Source organism: Streptosporangium becharense (assembly GCF_014204985.1).
GTDB lineage: Bacteria > Actinomycetota > Actinomycetes > Streptosporangiales > Streptosporangiaceae > Streptosporangium > Streptosporangium becharense.
In genome coordinates this window covers 1,823,021-1,843,308 of record NZ_JACHMP010000001.1, presented here as the reverse complement: position 1 = coordinate 1,843,308, position 20,288 = coordinate 1,823,021, and the positions used below count along the sequence as shown (strand labels likewise).

Here is a 20,288-nt window from a genome sequence, read left to right as displayed (position 1 = left end):
GCGCCGAGCCGCCCGGCAAGGAGGAGAAGTGAGCATCCGTATCGTGATCGCCGACGACCAGGCGATGGTACGCGCCGGGCTCAAGCTCGTCGTGGAGAGCGAGTCCGGGATGGAGGTGGTGGGCGAGGCCGCCGACGGGATCGAGGCCGTCGCGGTGACCCGCCGCACCAAGCCGGACATCGTGCTCATGGACATCTCGATGCCGCGCATGGACGGACTGTCCGCCGCCCGGCAGCTGCTGGACTGGCCGGACCCGCCGAAGGTCGTCATGCTCACGACCTTCGACACCGACGAGAACCTCTACGCCGCCCTGCGTGCCGGGACCAGCGGCTTCCTGCTCAAGGTCTCGCCTCCCGAGCAGCTCGTGGAGGCGATCCGCGTCGTGGTCGGCGGCGACGCCCTGCTCGACCCGGCCGTCACCACCCGGGTCATCGCCTCCTTCGCCGGACGCCACGACCCCGCGCCTCCGCCGCAGCTGTCGGAGCTCACCCCGCGTGAGCTGGAGGTGCTGCGCTTCCTGGCCCGCGGCCTCACCAACGCCGAGATCGCCGCCGAGCTGTTCGTCGGCGAGGCCACGGTCAAGACCCACGTGGCGCGGGTGCTGATGAAGCTGCACCTGCGCGACCGGGCCCAGGCGGTGGTGTTCGCCTATGAGTCGGGCGTCGTGCGGCCGGGTGCGTCCGTCAGATAGCGGGCTCACCGCTCACCGCCCGCCGGGGCGTGAGCCCGGTCGGCGGGGCCGGTGTGGGAGATCCAGTGCTCCCGGCCCATCCGGAGGACCGTCACTCCGATCCACACCGTGAGGAGCAGCGGGATGAAATCCAGCACCGGCCGTATCGTCACCAGGACGAGCAGCAGCAGGAAGGTCACCGCCAGGTAGGGGGCCAGCGTCACGGCCGCCCAGATGGCGGGGACCAGCCAGTGGACGATCCCTGCCCGCCACAGGCCGACCACCAGGATCAGCGTTCCGGCCGTGCCGAGCAGTGACGGCAGGAGAACGGCGACCTCCGCGAGCGGGTGGTCCTGCTCGTAGAGCGCGCGCGCCGCCTCCACCCCGAGTGCGTCCAGCAGGATCAGCCCCCAGAGGAGGGCGTTGCCGGCGACGGCCAGCCAGCCGCCCAGCCGCCAGAACACCGCCCGGTGCCGCACCAGCCGCAGCAGGCCGATGAGGGCGGCGACCGTCACCAGGACGCTCCCGAGGGACAGCACGTCCTCGAGCGTGGCGTACACCGAGTCCTTCTGCGGCGGGACGGGGAACAGCCAGATGAGGGCACCGAGCAATGGGCCGACGATCAGCAGTACGCCGGTGGTGACGCGCCAGAGGTCGGCGGTGTCCTTGATCATCTGACTTTCCTCGCCTGTGTGGGGCCGTGACCGGGACGGTAGGCCGCCGGCCCCCGCCGGGTCGTCCGCCGCGGGGGTGATTCGCCGTCCCCCGCGTGAGGTAACCGCCCTGCTCCGCTGTCCGCCCGCCGTCCCCTCCCAGGGGCCGCCCGCCGTCCCCTCCCAGGGGCCGCCCGCCGTCCCCGCCCAGGGGCCGCCCGCCGTCCCCGCCCCGGTGTCCGCTCGCCGTCCCGCCCCGTCCCGGTGCCCGGACCCGTGCGATGCCGATGCAACTTCGGCGGACATACCGTCACGGCACTTCGGCTGACCGGCCGGGCTCCGGCCACGTCTCCACGAGGAGCACACAATGACGGCGGACCTGCAAGCGGCATCAGACGTCCTGACCAGACAGGACCTACTCCGGTACTACCGGGTGATGCGCACCGTCCGGGAGTTCGAGGAGAGACTGCACATCGAGTTCGCGACCGGGGAGATCCCCGGCTTCGTCCACCTGTACGCGGGCGAGGAGGCGATCGCCGCGGGTGTCTGCGCGAACCTCCGCGACGACGACTACATCGCGAGCACGCACCGCGGCCACGGTCACGCCATCGCCAAGGGCTGTGACGTCAGGGGCATGATGGCCGAGATCTACGGCAAGGCCACCGGGATCTGCCGGGGCAAGGGCGGCTCGATGCACATCGCCGACCTCGCGGTCGGCATGCTGGGCGCCAACGGAATCGTCGGCGGCGGCCCGCCGCTGGTCTGCGGCGTCGGCCTCAAGGCCAGGGTGACCGGCACGGACCAGGTGGCGGTCTCGTTCACCGGGGACGGCGGCTCCAACCAGGGCACGTTCCTGGAGAGCCTCAACCTGGCCGCGGTGTGGAACCTGCCGACGATCTTCGTGGTGGAGAACAACGGCTACGCGGAGGCCACCTCGCCGATGTTCCACCAGGCCGGGATCGAGATCGCCAAGCGGGCCGACGGCTTCGGCCTGCCCGGCGCGGTGGTCGACGGGCACGACTTCTTCGCCGTGTACGAGGCGACGCGCGAGGCCGTGGAACGTGCCCGCTCGGGCGGCGGCCCGTCGCTGATCGAGTGCAAGGTGCTGCGTTACTACGGGCACTTCGAGGGCGACCAGCAGACGTACCGGGATCCCGACGAGGTCCCGGACGCCCGCGCGAACAAGGACTGTCTCCTGCTCTTCGAGCGGCGGGTGACGGGCGACGGGCTCGTCGGCGCGGACGAGCTGAGGGCGATCGACGGTGAGATCGCGACGTTGATCGACGAGGCGGTCGCCGAGGCGAAGCGGGCACCCGAGCCGGCTCTCGACGCCGTCCTGGCCGACGTCTACGTCTCGTACTGACGGGAGATCCCGATGACACGCAAGATCACGTACCAGCAGGCGATCAACGAGGCGCTCGCGCAGGAGATGCGCCGCGACCCGACCGTCGTCGTGTTCGGCGAGGACGTCGCCGGCGGCATGGGCACCGACCAGGAGAAGGACGCCTGGGGCGGCGTGCTCGGCGTCACCAAGGGACTGTGGCCCGAGTTCCCCGACCGGGTGCTGGACACCCCGATCAGCGAGTCCGCCTACATCGGGGCGGCGGCGGGCGCGGCCTCGGCCGGTCTGCGTCCGGTCGCGGAACTCATGTTCGTCGACTTCATGGGCGTCTGCTTCGACCAGATCTTCAACCAGGCGGCGAAGTTCAGATACATGTTCGGCGGCAAGGCGGAGACGCCGATGGTGATCCGCACCATGTACGGCGCCGGGATCCGGGCCGCCTCGCAGCACTCGCAGAGCCTGTACCCGCTCTTCACGCACATCCCGGGCCTCAAGGTCGTGCTGCCCTCCACCCCGTACGACGCCAAGGGCCTGCTGATCCAGGCGATCCGGGACAACGACCCGGTGATCTTCTTCGAGCACAAGGTGCTCTACACGATGCAGGGCGAGGTACCTGAGGAGGCGTACGTCGTGCCGTTCGGCGAGGCCGCCGTCGTCCGCGAGGGCGACGACGTCACCATCGTGGCGCTGGGACGCATGGTGCACATGGCCGCCGAGGCCGCGGACACGCTCGCGGCCGAGGGGGTGAGCTGCGAGGTGATCGACCCGCGCACCACCTCGCCGCTCGACGAGGAGACCATCCTCGAAAGCGTCGAACGCACCGGCAGGCTCGTCGTCGTGGACGAGGCCGGCCCGCGCTGCGGCATGGCGGCCGACATCGCCTCACTCGTCGCGACCAGGGCCTTCGAATTCCTGCGTGCCCCGATCCGCACCGTGACGCCGCCGCACACCCCGGTCCCGTTCAGCCCGGTCCTGGAGGACGTCTACGTGCCGGACGCCGCCTGTGTGACGGAGGCCGTCCGCTCGGTCACCGTGCGGCAGTTCACATGAGCGGCGGGTGCGGCGGCGCCACGCGGGCGCTTCCCGGAGAGGAGAAGGCATGAGCGACGTGCAGCCGGTCGGCATGCCCAAGTGGGGGCTGTCGATGACACGGGGCCAGGTCGGCGCGTGGATCGTCGACGTGGGTGACGAGGTCTCCGTCGGCGACGACGTCGTGGAGATCGAGACCGAGAAGATCAACGGGGTGGTCGAGTCCGCGGTGAGCGGCGTCGTGCGCCGGCGCGTCGTCGACACCGGCGCCTGGGTGCCGGTCGGCGGGCTGCTCGCCGTGGTCGCCGACCCGTCCGTGCCGGAGGAGGAGATCGACCGGTTCGTCGAGGAGTTCCAGGCCGGGTTCGTCCCGGAGGAGGAGGACACCGAAGACGGTGAGGCCGGCCCGGAGACCGTCGAGGTGGGCGGACGCGCCATCCGGTACGCCCGGTGGGGCGAGAGCGGAGACCCGGTCGTCCTGGTGCACGGTTTCGGCGGCGACCTCGGCAACTGGCTGTTCACCGCCCCCGCCCTGGCGGAACGGCACCGCGTCTACGCACTCGACCTGCCCGGGCACGGCGGTTCCGCCAAGAACGTCGAGCCGGGGGATCTGGCCTCGCTCGCGCAGACGTTGCTCGGTTTCCTGGCGGTGAACGGCATCGACCGGGCACACCTCGTCGGGCACTCCATGGGCGGGCTGGTGGCGATGGCGGCGGCGCTGCGGGATCCGCGTCGCGTCGCGTCGCTCGCCCTGATCGGCAGCGCCGGGTTCGGCACCGAGATGGACGGCGCGTACATCGACGGCTTCGTCGGCGCCGGCAGCCGCCGGGAGCTCAAGCCGGTGCTGCAACGGCTGTTCGCCGACCAGGGGCTGGTCACCCGGCAGCTCGTCGACGACGTCCTGAAGTACAAGCGGCTCGACGGCGTCGGCGCGTCGCTCCGGCTGCTGGCCGACGAGCTGTTCCCCGGCGGAGCGCAGCGGCACGTGCTGGCCGGCGACGTCGGCGCGCTCGGGCTCCCGGTCCTGGTCGTGTGGGGTGACCGGGACCAGGTCGTCCCGCCGTCGCACGCCGCGAACGCCCCGGCGGGTGCCCGGGTCAGCGTGCTGGAGGGTGCCGGGCACTCCCCGCACATGGAGCGGGCCAACGACGTCAACCGCCTGCTGGAGGGCTTCCTCTCCGGCGCGTGACACCGCCCGCCGGCGGGACCGGCCCTCAGCGGCCCCGCCGGCGGCACGTCACTCACACCCATGGGCCGTCAGGCTCCGCAAGAGGGGTTCAGAGACATGAGAGCTGCCAGATTCCACGGTCCCGGTGACATCCGCGTCGAGGAGGTCCCAGAGCCCGAGGTCCGCCCGGGAACGGTGAAGGTGCGCGTGGAGTGGTGCGGCATCTGCGGCACCGACCTGCACGAGTATCTTGAGGGACCGATCTTCGTCCCGCCCGCGGGGAGCCCGCACCCGCTCACGGGCGAGGAGCTTCCGGTGATCATGGGGCACGAGTTCGCCGGTGTCGTCACCGAGGTCGGGCCGGGTGTCACCGGCCTCGCGGAGGGCGACCGGGTGGCGGTGGAGCCGTACCACACCTGCGGGAAATGTCCCGCCTGCCTGGCGGGCCGGTACAACACCTGCCGTTCCCTCGGCTTCGTCGGGCTCTCCGGCGGCGGCGGGGGCTTCGCCGAGTACTGCGTGGTGGACGCCGCCAGAGCGCACCCGCTCGGCGAGATCCCCACGGACCTCGGCGCGCTCGTCGAGCCGCTCGCCGTCGGCTACCACGCCGTGCGGCTGTCCGGCGTGCGGCCCGGTCAGACCGCGGTCGTCTTCGGTGCCGGGCTGATCGGGCTCGTCACCGTGGCCTGCCTGCGCGCGGCCGGGGCCGGGCGGATCGTCGTCGTGGAACCGGCGGCGGCGCGCAAGGCGAAGGCGCCCGGAGCGGGGGCGGACGTCGTGCTGGACCCGGCCGTGACCGACGTGCCCGCCGCGGTGGCGGACCTGACCGGGGGAGCCGGCGCCGACGTCGCGTTCGAGTGCGCCGGGATCGACCGCGTGCTCGCCCAGGCGGTCGCGTCCGTGCGGGCGGGCGGCACGGTGGTGAACGTGGCCATCTGGGGCCGACCGGCGACCGTGCAGATGAACGACCTGGTGATGAAGGAGGTCAACCTCCTGGGCACGCTCGCCTACTGCGACGACCACCCCGACACGATCCGGCTGCTGGCCGACGGGAAGATCGACGCGGAGCGGTTCATCACCGCGCGGGTCCCGTTGGACGACATCGTCGACGGGGGCTTCCGTGAGCTGATCGGCAACAAGGAGGAGCACGTCAAGATCCTCATCCGGCCGTGACCGGGACGCCGCACCGGGCCGGGCGACGTGCTCCGGGCCGGTGCGGCCCGCCTCCTTCCGGCCCGGGGCGGTGCTCCGGGGCCGGTGCGGCCCGCGTTCCGGGACGTCCCGGGAGACGGCCGCGTCAGCGCGGCCGTCGTGCGAGCGGGTCGCCGGCGCCCGGCCTCGGCCGGGAATGTCGCAGCCGCTGAAGCAGACGGGCCTCGTGCGCCGCCTGCGCGCACAGGCGGTCGTACCGGGCGACGACCGCGGCCCGCCGCGGGTCCGCGGGCGGAAGCAACCTCAGCAACCGGGACAGCGCCTCCAGGTCCTCCCTGCCCTCGTCGAGTTCCGTCCAGCGCAGTACGGCCGCCGCGTCGCCGCGGTCGATGACCGTCCGCCGGACGGCGGCCGTCAGCTCCTCCCGCTCGTCCCGCACCGCCGGTGCGTCCGACATCGGCAGCAGGGCACCCCGGTACGCCCCGAGGACTTCCGCGGCACATCCCGTGCCGAGCAGGTTCCGGATGGTGACGAAGTCCGCCTCGACCGCCGCCACCAGGCGGTACGGTTTCGCCTCGACGACACCGCTGAGCAACGCGCGCAGACGGTGCATCTCGGCGCGTACGGTCACCGGGTTCCCCGCGTCCCCGTAGAGGTGGGCGGCGAGTTGGTCGGCGGTGAGCCCTCTGGGGTGCAGCGCCAGCATGGCGAGCAGTTCGGCGTGCCGCAACGTCAACGGCGTGGGCCGCCCGGAGAGCACGGCCATCGGCGGTCCCGCGCCGAGGAAGGTGAGCTTCAGGGCGGGTCGGGACGCCTGTGCGGCGTGTCCCGGTTCCGCGGCCCGGACCAGGAAGCCGCCGCGGATCGGCTCGGCGATCGCGAGGTCACCGCTCGGCAGCAGGCATTCGCCGCCCTCCGCCGGGATGTCGAGGCGACCCTCGGCCCATCCCGCGGGCGAGGTGGCGAGGATGCGTCCCGACGCGTTCAGGAGCGCGCCGGGCGTGCCGCGCAGCCGGTCGAGGTGGGCCATGTTCCGCTGGCGGAGCCGTTCGTCACGTGCGGCCATCCGGATGCGCAGGTGTTCCTCGGCGAGCCGGGCCGCCGCGTTGACGAGCGCGGACGTCGCGGGGTGGATCGTCTGGAACGGCCCGCTGACGTCCACCACCCCGAGTATGGCGCCGGTGTCGGGGTCGTGGACGGGCGCCGCCGCGCACGTCCAGACATGCTGGCCGCTGGCGTAGTGCTCGGAGGCGTAGATCTGCACGGGGCTGTCGATCGCCAGCGCCGTACCGATCGCGTTGGTGCCCACGGTCTCCTCGGCCCACCGGACGCCCTCGACGAACTGGAAGCGGTCGGCCAGCCGCCGTACCTCCGACTGGCCGTCCATCCACAGCACGTGCCCCTGCACGTCGGTGACGACCATGACGTGCCGGGCCTCCTCCGCGACGCAGAGGAGGGTGGAGCGCAGCAGCGGCAGCACCTGGGCGAGCGGATGCCCGGCCCGCATCTCGTAGACGGTCTTGGGGTCGAACGGGCTCAGCGACCGCTGCCTGTCCGGGTCGAGGCCCGCGCGCAGGCAGCGCCGCCACGACTCGGAGACCACCGGGCGGGGAACCACCGGGGTGCGGTCACCGCTGAGGACGGCATGTCTGACCTCGGCGAGGAGCGGGGCGAGGCCCACCGCGTCGGTCGCGATCCGGACGGCGGACAACTGCTGGTCTGAGCCCATCGATACCTCCCCACCTCAGGGTGTGACCGAGGCGACACTCATGGAGGCCCCGATCAGTCGATGATGACTCCCCCGTAACACCGCCGACAAGACTCCGCAACGTGGATGCAACCTTGCCGACCTGCCGAGACCGCTGTGCGCCGGGGCTGAGCACCGCTGTGCACCGGGGCCGAGCACAGCCGGTCGCCGGGGCTGAGCACCGCTGTGCACCGGGGCCACCTGCCACCGTACGCCGGGTCCGCGCATCGCCGGTCGCCGGGTCCCCGTCCTGCCGTGCGGCGGGGCGGGCGGTCCCGGCGTCGGCGTCCGCCGCGGGTGGCCCTGGCGTCGGCGTCCGCCGCGGGTGGCCCGCCGGTGTCCGCCGAGGCGACCCGCCGGCCGGGTCGCCCCCGGCTCCGGAACCCCCGGCCCGGCCGGAGGATTCTCTCCCGGAGGACCGGATCCACCGTAAGGGATGTGTCCAAAACTGGAGGGAATGTGTATATTTTCCGTCGTTAGGTCTGATGTGAGGGAGGATTTACCGTGACGGCTTTCCCGCGGGTACTTTTCGACGAGGCACACAGCGAGTCGTGGACCATCCGGCGGGATACGGCCGAGACGATGAACCCCGGCCATCCCGACGACAGCAGCTACGCCCGCGCCGCCGAGACCCTGCGCCGTCTCGGTCACACCGTCGCCGCGCACACCGAGGGTCCGCTGACCCCGGCCCTGCTCGGCTCGGCCGATGTCTTCGTGATCGCGCACCCGTCCGCCGAGCGCTGGGAGCGCACCACCGGCCTGGGCAGCCCCGTGCTGGCCGTCGAGGAGCTCGACGCGATCGAGGAGTACGTCGCCGCCGGCGGCGGCCTCGTCGTCCTCGCCGAGTACGAGCAGGACAAGTACGGCAGCAACCTCACCGACCTGCTCGGCCGCTTCGGCGTGGGGGTCGAGCACACCCTCGTCCAGGACCCGGGGAAGGCCCACAACGGCGTGGCCGCCTGGGTCCTGGGCGTCCCCGGCGACACCGCCGCCGGTGCCGCGGCCGGCCAGGATCTCCTCGCGGGCGCCCGCCGCGCCTGCTTCTACCGGTCCGGCGTGCTCACCGCCCCCGCGGACGCGACCGTGCTGTTCCGGACCTCGCCCACCGCGACGCCCGCGGACCGCCCCCTGGCGGTGGCCGTGCGGCACGGCCGGGGCCGGATCGTGGTCGTCGCGGACTCCGACCTGTTCGGCGACGACTCGATCGGCGACTACGACCACGCCACGCTCTGGGGCAACCTCGTCACCTGGGTGGCGCGCGTTCCCGCCCCCGCGGCCGAGGCCGGGCCCTCGCGCGCGCGGGAGGCCTTCGCCGGGCTCAAGGACGCGATCGAGCGGCTCAAGCCGCTGCAGGCCAAGGACGGCTCCGTCGAGGGCGACCGCGAGACGGCCGCGGCGCTGGTCGCCGAGATCGCCGACCACGTGGTGCGGCTCGCGCCGAGCTTCCCGCACGACGCGGCCTACCTCGACGCCGTCGTCGCCGACCTGCGCAAGTGGGTGGAGCAGGGCCTGGGCGTGCCCGACTTCCTCGACTCGCTCGACGCCTTCCACCCCGACACCCAGCGGGTGGACGGCCTGGAGCACCTGGTCGTCTTCCCGATGTACACGCAGAACGGCACCACCTTCCGCTACCTGGAGGCTGTGTGGATCCGCACCATCTGGCCCGAGTGGCTGGCCGAGCTGGAGCGGACCCGCTACGACAATCCGATGTTCGTGCCGATCGCCTTCGAGGACTTCACCTCCGGCTACGACACCAACTCCGCGGTGCTCTTCCCGGAGACCGTCGCCGTCCGGCAGACCCCGTCCCGCTTCACCTGGGGCGGCATCTTCGCCGACCGGGAGGCCGCCCGGTTCCGCGCGGTCAGCGGGGCCGCCGCGGAGACGCTCAAGCTGGCGCTGCCGCCGGACGCGGCCAGGCTGATCGAGTCGCAGGAGCTGGCCCAGGACACCTTCGTGCTCTGGGACCTCGTCCACGACCGCACGCACAGCCACGGCGACCTGCCGTTCGACCCGTTCATGATCAAGCAGCGCATGCCGTACTGGCTGTACTCGCTGGAGGAGCTCCGCTGCGACCTGACCGCCTTCGGTGAGGCGGTCAAACTGGAGCAGGAGGGCGTTCCGCACGCCCGTTACGTGCAGCTGGCGATCCTGTTCGACCGGCTGTTCCGCTTCCCGATCACCGGTGACCGGGTCCGCAACTACGACGGCCTGGGCGGGCAGCTGCTCTTCGCCTACCTGCACCGCAACGACATCGTCCGGTGGACCGACAACCGCCTGAGCGTCGACTGGGCCCGGCTCGCCGACGGCGTCGCCGATCTGCGGGCCGAGGTCGAGAAGCTCTACCGCGACGGCATCGACCGCTCCAAGCTCGCCCACTGGCTGGCCGCGCACCAGCTCGTCGCCTCCTACGTCGAGCCGCACCCGGCGTCGGTCTGGAAGGGCGGCGCTGCCGCGCTCCCGACGGAGGGCTTCCCGAAGGCCGTGGTCGACGCGGTGCTGCCCGACGAGTTCCCCCTGAGCATGTTCTACGAGGCCCTGCGCCGTAAGCTCGGCGATGTCGTCGAGTCCACGAAGGGTATCCGGGCATGATCATCCTTGTCGCCGGCGCGGCCGGCCCCACGGGCCGGGCCGTCACCCGCCGGTTCACCGAGCAAGGCCACACCGTCATCGGCGTCGACCGGTCCGGTGCCGACGGGACGCTCCCGGTGGACCTGCTGGACCTCGAGGCCGTGCGGGAGCTGGCCGGGCGGATCGAGGCCGAGCACGGCCGCCTCGACGGGATCGTGCACCTGGTCGGCGGCTGGCGGGGGTCCAAGACCTTCGCCGAGACGTCACTGGACGACTGGGCGTTCCTGCACGACCTGCTGATCCGCACCCTCCAGCACGTCACGCTCGCCTTCGAGCCGCTGCTCAAGGCGAGCGAGCGCGGCCGGTTCGCCATCGTCTCGGCGAAGGCCGCCGAGCACCCGACCCAGGGCAACGCGGCCTACGCCACGGCCAAGGCCGCCGCCGAGGCGTGGACCCTCGCCTTCGCCGACGCCCTGAAGGACACCCCCGCCACCGCGAACATCCTGGTCGTCAAGGCGCTGGTGCACGACGGCATGCGCGCGGCCGCCCCGGAGAAGACCTTCCCCGGGTTCACCGACGTCGACGACCTCGCCGTGGCCGTCGAGCGCCTGTGGGACACCGACGCCAACGGCACCCGGGTGGACCTCACCGGCTGACCCGGCGGGCACCACGCACAGCACACGAGCACGACGAGCACGACGAGCACGACGGCGGCCGGGTGCGGGCACCCGGCCGCCGGACGAGGAGAGACGACGTGACGGACGCGATCCGCAGGCACGACCCGCTGGTGAAGGGCTTCGCCAGCGACAACTACGCCGGGGTGCACCCCGAGATCCTCCAGGCGATCGCGCTCGCCAACGGCGGCCACCAGACCGCCTATGGCGACGACGTCTACACCGAGGCGCTGCAGAAGATCTTCCAGGAGCACTTCGGGCCCACCGCCGAGGCGTGGCCCGTGTTCAACGGCACCGGTGCCAACGTGGTCGCGCTCCGTTCGATGACCGCCCACTGGGAGGCGGTGGTGTGCGCCGAGTCGGCCCACGTCCACACCGACGAGGGCGGCGCGCCGGAGCGGTCCGGGGGGCTCAAGCTGTTCACGGTGCCCACCCCGGACGGCAAGCTCACCCCCGAGCTGATCGACCGGCAGGCATGGGGCTTCGGCGACGAGCACCGGGCACAGCCCAAGGTGGTCTCGATCACCCAGAGCACCGAGCTGGGCACGCTCTACACGCCCGAGGAGATCAGGGCGATCTGCGACCACGCCCACGGGCTGGGCATGACCGTCCACCTCGACGGCGCCCGCGCCACCAACGCCGCCGCGGCGCTGGACGTGCCGCTGCGCGCGTTCACCACGGACGCGGGCGTGGACGTGCTGTCCTTCGGCGGCACGAAGGCCGGTCTGATGTTCGGGGAGGCGGTCGTGGTGCTCAACCCCGACGCCGTCCGCGGCCTGCGCTACCTGCGCAAGACCGCCATGCAGCTGGCTTCCAAGATGCGGTTCGTCTCGGTGCAGTTCGAGGCGCTGCTCGCCGGGGACCTGTGGCTGCGCAACGCCCGCCAGGCCAACGCCATGGCCCGGCGGCTCGCCGACGCGGTGCGCGACATCCCCGGTGTGGAGATCACCCGCCCGGTGGAGGCCAACGCGGTCTTCGCGATCCTGCCCCGGGACGTCACCGAGCGCCTGCAGAAGCGCTTCCGCTTCTACACCTGGAACGAGGCCGTCGGCGAGGTCCGCTGGATGGCCGCGTTCGACACCACCGAGGCCGACGTGGACGCGTTCGCCGCCGCCGTGGCGGAGGAGCTATCCTCGATCTCATGAACAAGCACAGTCTGGGTCTGTGGCGGGCCGCCTTCCGGCGGGTCCGCTAGCCAGTCCCCGACTGCGCACCGAAACGACCGCCGTTCACCGGCGGTCGTTCTCGTTTTCCCTGCCGCCGGTGCGGGGCGGTCCCTCTTCCCTGAGGAGTGACCATGACCAAGCGTGTCTTCTCGGCGTTCAAGCCGACCGGCCGCCTGACGCTCGGCAACCTGCTGGGTGCGATCATGCCCGCCGTCCGGCTCCAGGACGAGGCCGACTGCGTCTACGCCGTCGCCGACCTGCACGCTCTGACGATCAAGCATGATCCGGAGCGGCTGCGCGTCCGCACCCGCGAGGCGGCGGCCCTGCTGCTCGCCTGCGGGCTCGACCGTTCCCTGCTGTACGTCCAGTCGCAGGTGCCCGCGCACACCGAGCTGGCGTACCTGCTGGAGAGCACCGCCCACTTCGGGGAGATGCGGCGGATGATCCAGTTCAGGGAGAAATCGGCGCGGCAGGAGGAGGTGCGGCTCTCGCTGCTCACCTACCCCGCGCTGATGGCCGCCGACATCCTGCTGCACCGGGCCGACCTCGTGCCGGTGGGGGAGGACCAACGCCAGCACGTCGAGCTGACCAGAGACCTGGCGCTGCGGTTCAACCGCCTCTACGGTGAGACCTTCACCGTGCCGGAGGCGGTGCACCCGCCGTTGGCCGCCCGGGTCATGGACCTGACCGAGCCCACCTCGAAGATGGGCAAGTCGGACGGGTCGGATGCCGGGACGGTCTACCTGCTCGACCCGCCCGCCGACGTCCACCGGAAGGTCATGCGCGCGCTGACGGACTCGGAGGCCGAGGTGCGCCACGACCCCGAGGGCAAGCCGGGGGTGTCCAACCTGCTCACCGTGCTGGCGGCCTGCACCGGGAAGCCGGTGGGGTCGCTCGGGTACGACACCTACGGCGCGCTCAAGCGCGCGACGGCGGAGGCGGTGGTGGAGACGCTGCGGCCCGTCCGGGAACGGTACGCCGAGCTCTCGGCGGACCAGGGCGAGCTGTCGCGCCTCCTCGCGGCCGGGGCGGCTCGGGCGGCCGAGCGCACCTCCGGCCTGCTGACCGCGGCCAAGAGAGCGATCGGCCTGCCGTGAAGAGGTGAGCCGCCACGGTCCGGGCGGCCGGAGGCGCGACGGGGCGGCCCGGCCGTGCTGCCGGGTGGAGGTGCGGCGGGGCGGCCCGAGGACGGCGGGACGGCCCGGCCGTGGCGGGAGGCGGGAAGGCGGCGGGGGGACCGGCCGGGGTCAGTTCTTGCGGCCGGTCTCCTTCTCGTACGCGGTGAGCTGCTGTTCGAGGGCCTTCATCAGCTCGAACACCTGGCTCGGGGGGATGCGGATCCGGCTGACGATCCGGGTCGGCACACTGACGAAGTGCTGCCCGGAGGACGGGTCGTTGGCCAGCTGGGGCGGCCTGGTGATCACCGCGAAGTCGAGGACGAAGCCATCCTCGGTGTGCCACACCGAGGCGAAGTTTGCGTACTGCCCCATCTCTACTTCGGCGGAGATGCTCACCTCCAGCCGGTTCTCCGGCTCGTCGTGCACCATTCCTCTTCCTTCGGCCAGGCCGGCCCCACGCTGTCCCGGCAGGGAACCGGTCGTGCGGGGACGCGCCGTAGCCGGCTGTCGGTCGTTGTCGGTCGTGGTCAGAGAGTGTCGTGGTCAGAGAATGTCCTGATCAGAGAATGTCGTGATCAGAGGACGTCGAGGTCAGAGGATGGAGGGCAGCGGCTGCCCGCCGCGCTGCCGCAACATGTCGGTCATCAGGGCGATCTCTCCTGCCTGACCGTTGACGATGTTCCTGGCCATGGTGGCCACCTCCTCGCGGTCGGACAGTTTCAGCAGGGACTGTGCCATCTGCACGCCGCCCTCATGGTGACGGATCATGAGCTGCAGGAAGAGGATCTCCTGGTCCTTGCCCGCGGCCCTGGTGAGCTCTCCGAGCTCGTCCCCGCTGGCCATGCCGGGCATCGTGGCGGGGGCCCCTGGTGCCGCCGGAGAGGAGTGGCCGTGACCGGCCATCCACGCCATGGGCGGCCGCTCCGTCGACTGGTTCAGCCCCCACTGCTGGAGCCAGCCCATGAAGATCCCGCGCTGGGCCGTCTGCGTGACGATGATGTCGTAGGTCAGCGTGCGCAGCGCCTCGTCTTCGCTCCCGTCTCTGGCGATGAAGGACATCTGGACGGCCTGGGCGTGGTGGACGGCCATGTCACGCGCGAAACCCGCCTCGGGCGAGGCGTCGGTCGGAGCCGTCGTCCTGCCGACGACCAGCAGCAGCAGCGCACCGGCCAGGACGAGGCAGCCCAGCAGCACGCCGAGCGCCGGGCCACGCCGGGGCTTGGGGGGATCTTCGACGGCGGTTTCCATCGCAGCCCAGAGTACCCACTGTCAGGAAACGTTGGGCTATCACAGTTCATCAACGGCTTATTCTCCGCATACGCCCATAGGGCATAGGGTGACCCGGAGATATTCGCTGGCTGGAGGGCAGATGAAGGAGAAGGCGCAGGCGAGGCGTGATCATCTCGCTCGGATGCGCGCGGAGCAGAAGCGCAAGGAGCGCCGGGCCGCGTTCCTGATGTGGGGCGTCGGCGGCGCCGTCATCGTGCTGCTCGTCGGCGTCGTCGGCTTCTATCTGGTCAATGATCGGGCGACGAACTCTCTCGACGGCGTCACCAGCGCGAACTACCCCGCGGCCCAGCACGTGCTGACGAAGGTCTCCTACAAGGAGAACCCGCCGGTCGGCGGCGAGCACCACCCGTCCTGGCAGAACTGCGGCGTCTACGACCAGCCGATCAACAACGAGAACGCCGTCCACTCGCTGGAGCACGGCGCCGTGTGGATCACCTACCGGCCCGACCTGCCCACGGCGGAGGTCGACCGGCTCAAGAAGCTGGCCTCCTCCGACTACATGCTGCTGAGCCCGTACCCGGGGCTGCCCGCCAAGATCGTCGCCAGCTCCTGGAACAGGCAGCTCACGTTCGACAAGGCCGACGACCCGCGCCTGCCCAAGTTCATCGCCAAGTACAAGAACGGGCCCGACACCCCCGAACTGGGAGCCTCCTGCGACGGCGCGGTGGGCACCACCACCGCCGAGGCCCCGATCCCGACGGCCACGCCGAGCGCGTCGCCCAGCCAGAGCGGGAGCGCCGCCCCCGAGACGATGCCCGGGTCCCCGGCGCCCTCCGCCTCGCCCAGCGGCACCCCGGCGCCCTGAGGCGTCAGGTCAGCGCACTCTCCAGGGGCACCGCCTCCAGCCCGTGGGCCTCGGCCACGGGAAGGTTGGTCAGGTGCCCCTCGTGCGTGTTCAGGCCCAGGGCCAGCGCCGGGTCGCCCCGCAGCGCCTCCCGCCACCCCAGGTCGGCGATCGCCAGGGCGTAGGGGACGGTCACGTTGGTCAGCGCGTACGTCGAGGTGTGCGGGACCGCGCCGGGCATGTTGGCCACGCAGTAGAACACCGAGTCGTGCACCCGGTAGATCGGGTCGTCGTGGGTGGTGGGCCGGGAGTCCTCGAAGCAGCCTCCCTGGTCGATGGAGATGTCCACCAGCACCGAGCCGGGCTTCATCCGCGAGACCAGTTCGTTGCTGACCAGCTTGGGCGCCTTCGCACCCGGCACGAGCACCGCGCCGATGACCAGGTCCGCGGCCAGTACCGCCCGCTCGATCTCGTACGTGTTCGAGGCGACGGTCTTGCAGTGGCCCTGGTAGATCACGTCCGCCTGGCGGAGCCGGTCGATGTTGCGGTCGAGCAGCAGCACCTCCGCCTGCATGCCCAGGGCGATGACGGCCGCGTTCATACCGGAGACCCCGGCGCCGATCACGACCACGTTGGCCGCGTGGACACCGGACACGCCGCCCATCAGCACGCCACGCCCGCCGCCCTGGCGCATCAGGTGGTACGCGCCGACCTGCGGCGCGAGCCGTCCCGCCACCTCGGACATCGGGGCCAGCAGCGGCAGGAAGCCGTTGGGGCTCTGCACCGTCTCGTAGGCGATGCCGGTGACACCGGACCCGAGCATGGCCTCGGTGCACGCCCGTGACGCGGCCAGGTGCAGGTAGGTGAAGAGCACCTGCCCCTTGCGCATCCGGTGGTACTCCTCGGCGACCGGCTCCTTGACCTTCAGGACCAGGTCGCCCTCGGCCCACACGTCGTCGGCGGAGTCGAGGATGACGGCCCCCACGCTCTCGAAGTCGGCGTCGGGGATCGACGACCCCACCCCGGCGTCCTTCTCGACGAAGACCTGATGACCGTTCCTGACGAACTCATGGGCTCCGGCGGGGGTGAGAGCCACGCGGTACTCGTGGTTCTTGACCTCGCGGGGAACTGCGATCTTCACGGCTCCTCCAGGGGTCGTGCCTGTTCTCCTCTCACTGTGCGTTCCCAGGAAGGCGGTCACCACGCACAAGGTGCCATGAATCGGTCGAGGTTGATGACAGCATGTCAGAGCTTTCGCGAAGCCGGCTTTCCGGGCCGCTCTTGACTTTCCGGTTACCGGCTCCTTGCGGTGATCGGTAGGCTCGCCGCGAGCGAGTGTGAGCATTGCGGGGATGTGACGATGGGCAAGCACGCGGGTCCGGGCGGGTCCTCCGGGCCTCAGGGGCCTCAGGCCGGGTCGTTCGACCCGTTCGCCGGTGCGCCGGGGCCCGCCTCAGATCCGCGTACCCGCGGTCACTCCGACCCGGCGCACGGCTCGCCCGTCCTGGCCGCGCCAGGCCATGCCCACCCCTCCGGTCCCGCGGGTCCGGGGCCCGGCGGATCCGGTCCTACCGAGTCCGGCGTGGGCACGCCCGGCGGACCCGGTGAACCCGGGAGGTCCGGCGTATCCGGCACCGATGCTTCCGGCGTGGCCGGAGCCGGCGCGCCGGGGGGACCCGGAGCAGGGGGTCCCGCCGGGTACGGAACTCCCGGCGGGCCCGGGATTCCCGGTGGGTCCGGAGCGGCCGACGGGGCTGGGAGTCCCGGAGCGGCCGGCGGTCAGGCGCCGGGCGTCCCTGGCGGTCAGGTCCCCGGAGCACCTGGCGGTCAGGCGCCGGGCGCCCCAGGCGGGCGGCGGTCCGGTGGGCGGCGGCGCAAGACGACGAAGAGCGGCACCCCGGCGGTGCCGGGCCCTCCCCAGGCGAGCCGGGCCACCACCGCGATCCTGGTGACCGCCCTGGTGGTCGTCGTGCTCGTCACCGGCGTGCTCGGCACCATCGCGGTGCTCATGACCCGCAACCCCGACATGCCCCTCGGCGGCAAGCTCCCCATGGCTCTGGCGACCCCCATCCACTTCGCCCCGGTCCTCGAGGCGAAGGCCGGACCCTGCACGGCTCCCGACACCTACCCCGACGACCCGGGGCAGACCTGCTACACGGTGGACGCCGGGGTCACCGTGAACGCCGTACGGAAGATCGAGGCCGTCCAGGAGAAGAGCGGCGCGTACTCGGTCAGGATCGCCTTCGCCCCGGTGTTCCGCGAGCAGATCAGCGACCTGACCCAGGAGATCGTCAAGCAGGAGATCCCCGTCCGGCAGCAGATCGCCATCGTCGTCGGGCAGAAGGTGGTGGCCGCCCCGCGGGTCGCCCAGGCGATCACCGACGACAGCCTCAGCATCGCGGGAGCCCTGACCAAGGAGCAGGCGGACGCCATGGTCGCCCGTCTGCTTCCCCCGAGCGGCACCGCGAGCACACCGCCGGCCGGGCCGCAGCCGAACTCCTCGATCTTCACCCCCTCGGACCCGGCCCAGCCGGGCACCGGTACCCAGCCTGGTACGGGTACTCAGCCGGGTACGGGTACTCAGCCGGGTACGGGTACTCAACCGGGTACGGGTACTCAGCCGGGTACGGGTACTCAACCGGGTACGGGTACTCAGCCGGGTACGGGTACTCAACCGGGTACGGGTACTCAGCCGGGTACGGGCACTCAACCGGGTACGGGCACTCAACCCAGCACGGGCACTCAGCCCGGCACCGGCACCCAACCGGCTACCGGCGCTCAGAGCGGTGCCGGTGCACAGCCCACCTCCGGCGGGCGGTCGAACGCCGATCCCGACGCGCCGATCGCCCCGGCCTCGGGTGACCTCGACCCCAGGTACCGCACTTGCAGGGCCGCCATCAAGAACGGCTACGGCCCCTACTACCGGGAAACCCACCCGGAGTACGCCTGGTACATCGACGCCGACAAGGACGGGGATACCTGCGACAAGTGACGCCTCCGCGTCCGCCCCGGCTCCGCTCCCCGGCGCGCTGTGATCACGGTGAGGCGGATCCGCACCTCCCGGCCGGCTCAGGCGAACAGCGCTCTGACGGCCTCGACGGCGAAGTACAGAATGAAGATCGCCGTGACCGCCCAGAGCAGCCAGGGAATCCGCCGGACCCGTCCCAGCGCCGCCTGGACGACGGTGTAGGCGATCACCCCGGCGCCCACGCCGTTGGTGATGCTGTAGGTGAACGGCATCAGGGCGATCGTCAGGAACGCCGGGACCGCGATGGCCAGGTCGTCCCAGGGGATGTTCTTGACCTGCGTCATCATCAGCGCACCCACCAGCACCAGCGCGGGGGCCGCCGCGGCGGCAGGGACGACCGTGGCGATCGGCGTGAACAGCAGCGTCAGCGCGAACACCGTGCCGGTGACGACGGCGGCCAGGCCGGTCCTGGCCCCCTCGCCGACCCCGGCCGCCGACTCCACGAACACCGTGTTGGCCGAGGAACTGGTGACCCCGCCCAGGGCTCCGGCCACGCCGTCCACCGTCAGGATGGCCCCCAGCCGGGGCACCCGGCCTTCCTCGTCCACCAGGCCCGCCTCGTCGCTGACCCCGATGATGGTGCCCATCGCGTCGAAGAACCCCGACAACACCAGGGTGAACAGCACGACCGTCGCGGTGATCGCCCCTGCGCGGGTGAACCCGCCGAACACGTCCACCTGGCCGACCAGCCCGAAGTCCGGTGCCCCGACGACGGCCTCGGGCACCCGGGGCACCACGACCCCCCACCTCTCCGGGGGGATGGTGAAGACCGTGTTGACCAGCACCGCCAGCACCGCGGTCGCCACGATGCCGATCAGGATCGCTCCCCGGACCCTGCGCACGTACAGGACGACCATCAGCAGCAGGCCCACACAGAACAACGTCACCGGCCAGCCCGTCAGGTGCCCGGTGGCGCCGAGCTGCACGGGCGAGCCGGTGCCCCGCCCGACGAAACCGGCGTCCACCAGCCCGATCAGCGTGATGAACAGGCCGATCCCCACGCTGATGGCGTGCTTGAGCGCCAGCGGGATGGAGTTCATGATGATCTGCCGCAGTCCGGAGACGGCCAGCAACACGATGATCAGCCCTTCCAGCACGACCAGGCCCATCGCCTGTGCCCAGGTCATGTAGGGTGCGGCCTGGTAGGCGACCACCGCGTTCAGCCCCAGCCCCGCCGCGACCCCGAACGGCGCGTTTCCCACCAGGCCGATCAGCAGCGTGCTCAGCGCCGCCGCGAGGATGGTCGACGTGGTCAGCTGGGGGATCGACAGCTTCGCCCCGGTGACGTCGGCCGCCCCGCCCAGGATGATCGGGTTCAGCAGGATGATGTAGGCCATCGCCATGAAGGTGGTGATTCCGCCGCGCACCTCGCGGCCGATCGTCGTCCCCCGCGCCGACAGCTCGAAGAACCGATCCACGGCTCCCCCTTTCCGACAAGGGGGATGGACGGTTCCTACCCCTTCAACGCGATGTCATGGGGGCGGATCGGCACGCGGGTCAGCGGCAGGCCGGTGGCGTTCCGGACCGCCGTGGCCACGGCCGGGGGCGACGACAGCGTCGAGGTTTCACCCGCGCCGCGCAGGCCGTACGGGGCGTGCGGGTCGGGTCGTCCGGCGGCAGGGTGGCGAGTTCGCGCAGCATCTCGGCCAGCGGCGCGGGGGAGTCGATCACCTGTCCGGTGATCGGCGCGGACCCCTGTGAGACCGCGTTGCGGACGCGCACCTCCACCGGGGAGATCCCGCACGCCCCGGCCGGGCGGCGGGGATGGCCATCTCCTCCGCGGGCAGCGGGCCCTCGGCTCCTCGTCCCTCTCGGCTCCTCGTCCCCCGTCGCCCGGGCGGCCGCGCACCGGCCCCGGGACGCCGACGTGTAAATCTTCTCCATGGAATCCGGTGCTCA

The 20,288-nt window shown here is 71.7% G+C and carries 18 protein-coding genes; 11 read left to right on the top strand and 7 right to left on the bottom strand.

Going from position 1 to position 20,288, the window contains the following annotated elements:
* Window positions 1–28 precede the first annotated feature (28 nt).
* Complete coding sequence (locus F4562_RS36240; RefSeq protein ID WP_184542113.1) at window positions 29–691, top strand: response regulator; 663 nt, start codon at window positions 29–31, stop codon at window positions 689–691.
* 5 nt (window positions 692–696) lie between these two features.
* Here F4562_RS36240 and F4562_RS07875 read toward each other — a convergent pair whose 3' ends face one another.
* Window positions 697–1,344, bottom strand: a complete 648-nt coding sequence (locus tag F4562_RS07875) for a hypothetical protein (protein ID WP_184542111.1) — start codon at window positions 1,342–1,344, stop codon at window positions 697–699.
* 346 nt (window positions 1,345–1,690) lie between these two features.
* Here F4562_RS07875 and F4562_RS07870 point away from each other — a divergent pair, with 346 nt between their 5' ends.
* The 4 genes from F4562_RS07870 (at window position 1,691) to F4562_RS07855 (ending at window position 6,035) form a co-directional block, all read left to right on the top strand.
* Window positions 1,691–2,686 carry a thiamine pyrophosphate-dependent dehydrogenase E1 component subunit alpha gene (locus F4562_RS07870; RefSeq protein WP_184542109.1) on the top strand — a complete coding sequence of 332 codons (996 nt, stop codon included), beginning with the start codon at window positions 1,691–1,693 and terminating at the stop codon, window positions 2,684–2,686.
* 12 nt (window positions 2,687–2,698) lie between these two features.
* Window positions 2,699–3,715 (top strand): alpha-ketoacid dehydrogenase subunit beta, encoded by a 1,017-nt coding sequence (locus tag F4562_RS07865; RefSeq protein ID WP_184542107.1) that lies wholly within the window; start codon window positions 2,699–2,701, stop codon window positions 3,713–3,715.
* A gap of 49 nt (window positions 3,716–3,764) precedes the next feature.
* On the top strand, window positions 3,765–4,883 hold the full coding sequence (locus F4562_RS07860) for an acetoin dehydrogenase dihydrolipoyllysine-residue acetyltransferase subunit (RefSeq protein WP_184542105.1): 1,119 nt from the start codon (window positions 3,765–3,767) through the stop codon (window positions 4,881–4,883).
* A gap of 96 nt (window positions 4,884–4,979) precedes the next feature.
* A complete protein-coding gene (locus F4562_RS07855; RefSeq protein WP_184542103.1) occupies window positions 4,980–6,035 on the top strand; it encodes a 2,3-butanediol dehydrogenase in 1,056 nt (351 codons plus the stop codon).
* Window positions 6,036–6,159: 124 nt separating this feature from the next.
* Here the strand turns inward: F4562_RS07855 and F4562_RS07850 are convergent, their stop codons facing one another.
* Window positions 6,160–7,743 (bottom strand): GAF domain-containing protein, encoded by a 1,584-nt coding sequence (locus F4562_RS07850; protein WP_184542101.1) that lies wholly within the window; start codon window positions 7,741–7,743, stop codon window positions 6,160–6,162.
* A gap of 522 nt (window positions 7,744–8,265) precedes the next feature.
* On the opposite strand from F4562_RS07850, the gene F4562_RS07845 reads away from it, so the two are divergent.
* The 4 genes from F4562_RS07845 to trpS all read left to right on the top strand — a co-directional run bounded on the left by F4562_RS07845 (window position 8,266) and on the right by trpS (window position 13,266).
* Window positions 8,266–10,350 (top strand): DUF6421 family protein, encoded by a 2,085-nt coding sequence (locus F4562_RS07845; RefSeq protein WP_184542099.1) that lies wholly within the window; start codon window positions 8,266–8,268, stop codon window positions 10,348–10,350.
* Window positions 10,347–10,985, top strand: a complete 639-nt coding sequence (locus F4562_RS07840) for an SDR family NAD(P)-dependent oxidoreductase (RefSeq protein ID WP_184542097.1) — start codon at window positions 10,347–10,349, stop codon at window positions 10,983–10,985. The genes F4562_RS07845 and F4562_RS07840 overlap by 4 nt, the downstream gene beginning before the upstream one ends.
* A 98-nt stretch (window positions 10,986–11,083) precedes the next feature.
* Window positions 11,084–12,148, top strand: coding sequence for a threonine aldolase family protein (locus tag F4562_RS07835; protein ID WP_184542095.1), 1,065 nt, complete (start codon window positions 11,084–11,086; stop codon window positions 12,146–12,148).
* 152 nt (window positions 12,149–12,300) lie between these two features.
* Window positions 12,301–13,266, top strand: a complete 966-nt coding sequence (gene trpS / locus F4562_RS07830; protein ID WP_184542093.1) for a tryptophan--tRNA ligase — start codon at window positions 12,301–12,303, stop codon at window positions 13,264–13,266.
* Window positions 13,267–13,416: 150 nt separating this feature from the next.
* Here the strand turns inward: trpS and F4562_RS07825 are convergent, their stop codons facing one another.
* Complete coding sequence (locus F4562_RS07825) at window positions 13,417–13,716, bottom strand: DUF3467 domain-containing protein (protein ID WP_184542091.1); 300 nt, start codon at window positions 13,714–13,716, stop codon at window positions 13,417–13,419.
* Window positions 13,717–13,878: 162 nt separating this feature from the next.
* Entirely contained in the window at window positions 13,879–14,535 is a 657-nt protein-coding gene (locus tag F4562_RS07820; RefSeq protein WP_184542089.1) for a DUF305 domain-containing protein, read from the bottom strand.
* Window positions 14,536–14,656: 121 nt separating this feature from the next.
* Here F4562_RS07820 and F4562_RS07815 point away from each other — a divergent pair, with 121 nt between their 5' ends.
* Complete coding sequence (locus F4562_RS07815) at window positions 14,657–15,382, top strand: thioredoxin-like domain-containing protein (protein WP_184542087.1); 726 nt, start codon at window positions 14,657–14,659, stop codon at window positions 15,380–15,382.
* Between the two features lie 4 nt (window positions 15,383–15,386).
* Here F4562_RS07815 and ald read toward each other — a convergent pair whose 3' ends face one another.
* The gene (ald, locus tag F4562_RS07810) at window positions 15,387–16,502 is read right to left on the bottom strand and encodes an alanine dehydrogenase (RefSeq protein WP_184542085.1); all 1,116 of its coding nucleotides are present in this window, start codon (window positions 16,500–16,502) and stop codon (window positions 15,387–15,389) included.
* A 762-nt stretch (window positions 16,503–17,264) separates the two neighbouring features.
* Between ald and F4562_RS36235 the strand changes: the two genes are divergently transcribed.
* Window positions 17,265–18,353, top strand: coding sequence for an excalibur calcium-binding domain-containing protein (locus tag F4562_RS36235; RefSeq protein WP_184854767.1), 1,089 nt, complete (start codon window positions 17,265–17,267; stop codon window positions 18,351–18,353).
* A gap of 77 nt (window positions 18,354–18,430) precedes the next feature.
* On the opposite strand, the gene F4562_RS07800 is transcribed toward F4562_RS36235, so the two are convergent.
* Window positions 18,431–19,807 carry an NCS2 family permease gene (locus F4562_RS07800; RefSeq protein ID WP_184542081.1) on the bottom strand — a complete coding sequence of 459 codons (1,377 nt, stop codon included), beginning with the start codon at window positions 19,805–19,807 and terminating at the stop codon, window positions 18,431–18,433.
* Between the two features lie 79 nt (window positions 19,808–19,886).
* Window positions 19,887–20,117 carry a hypothetical protein gene (locus F4562_RS07795; RefSeq protein ID WP_184542079.1) on the bottom strand — a complete coding sequence of 77 codons (231 nt, stop codon included), beginning with the start codon at window positions 20,115–20,117 and terminating at the stop codon, window positions 19,887–19,889.
* Window positions 20,118–20,288: the final 171 nt, after the last annotated feature.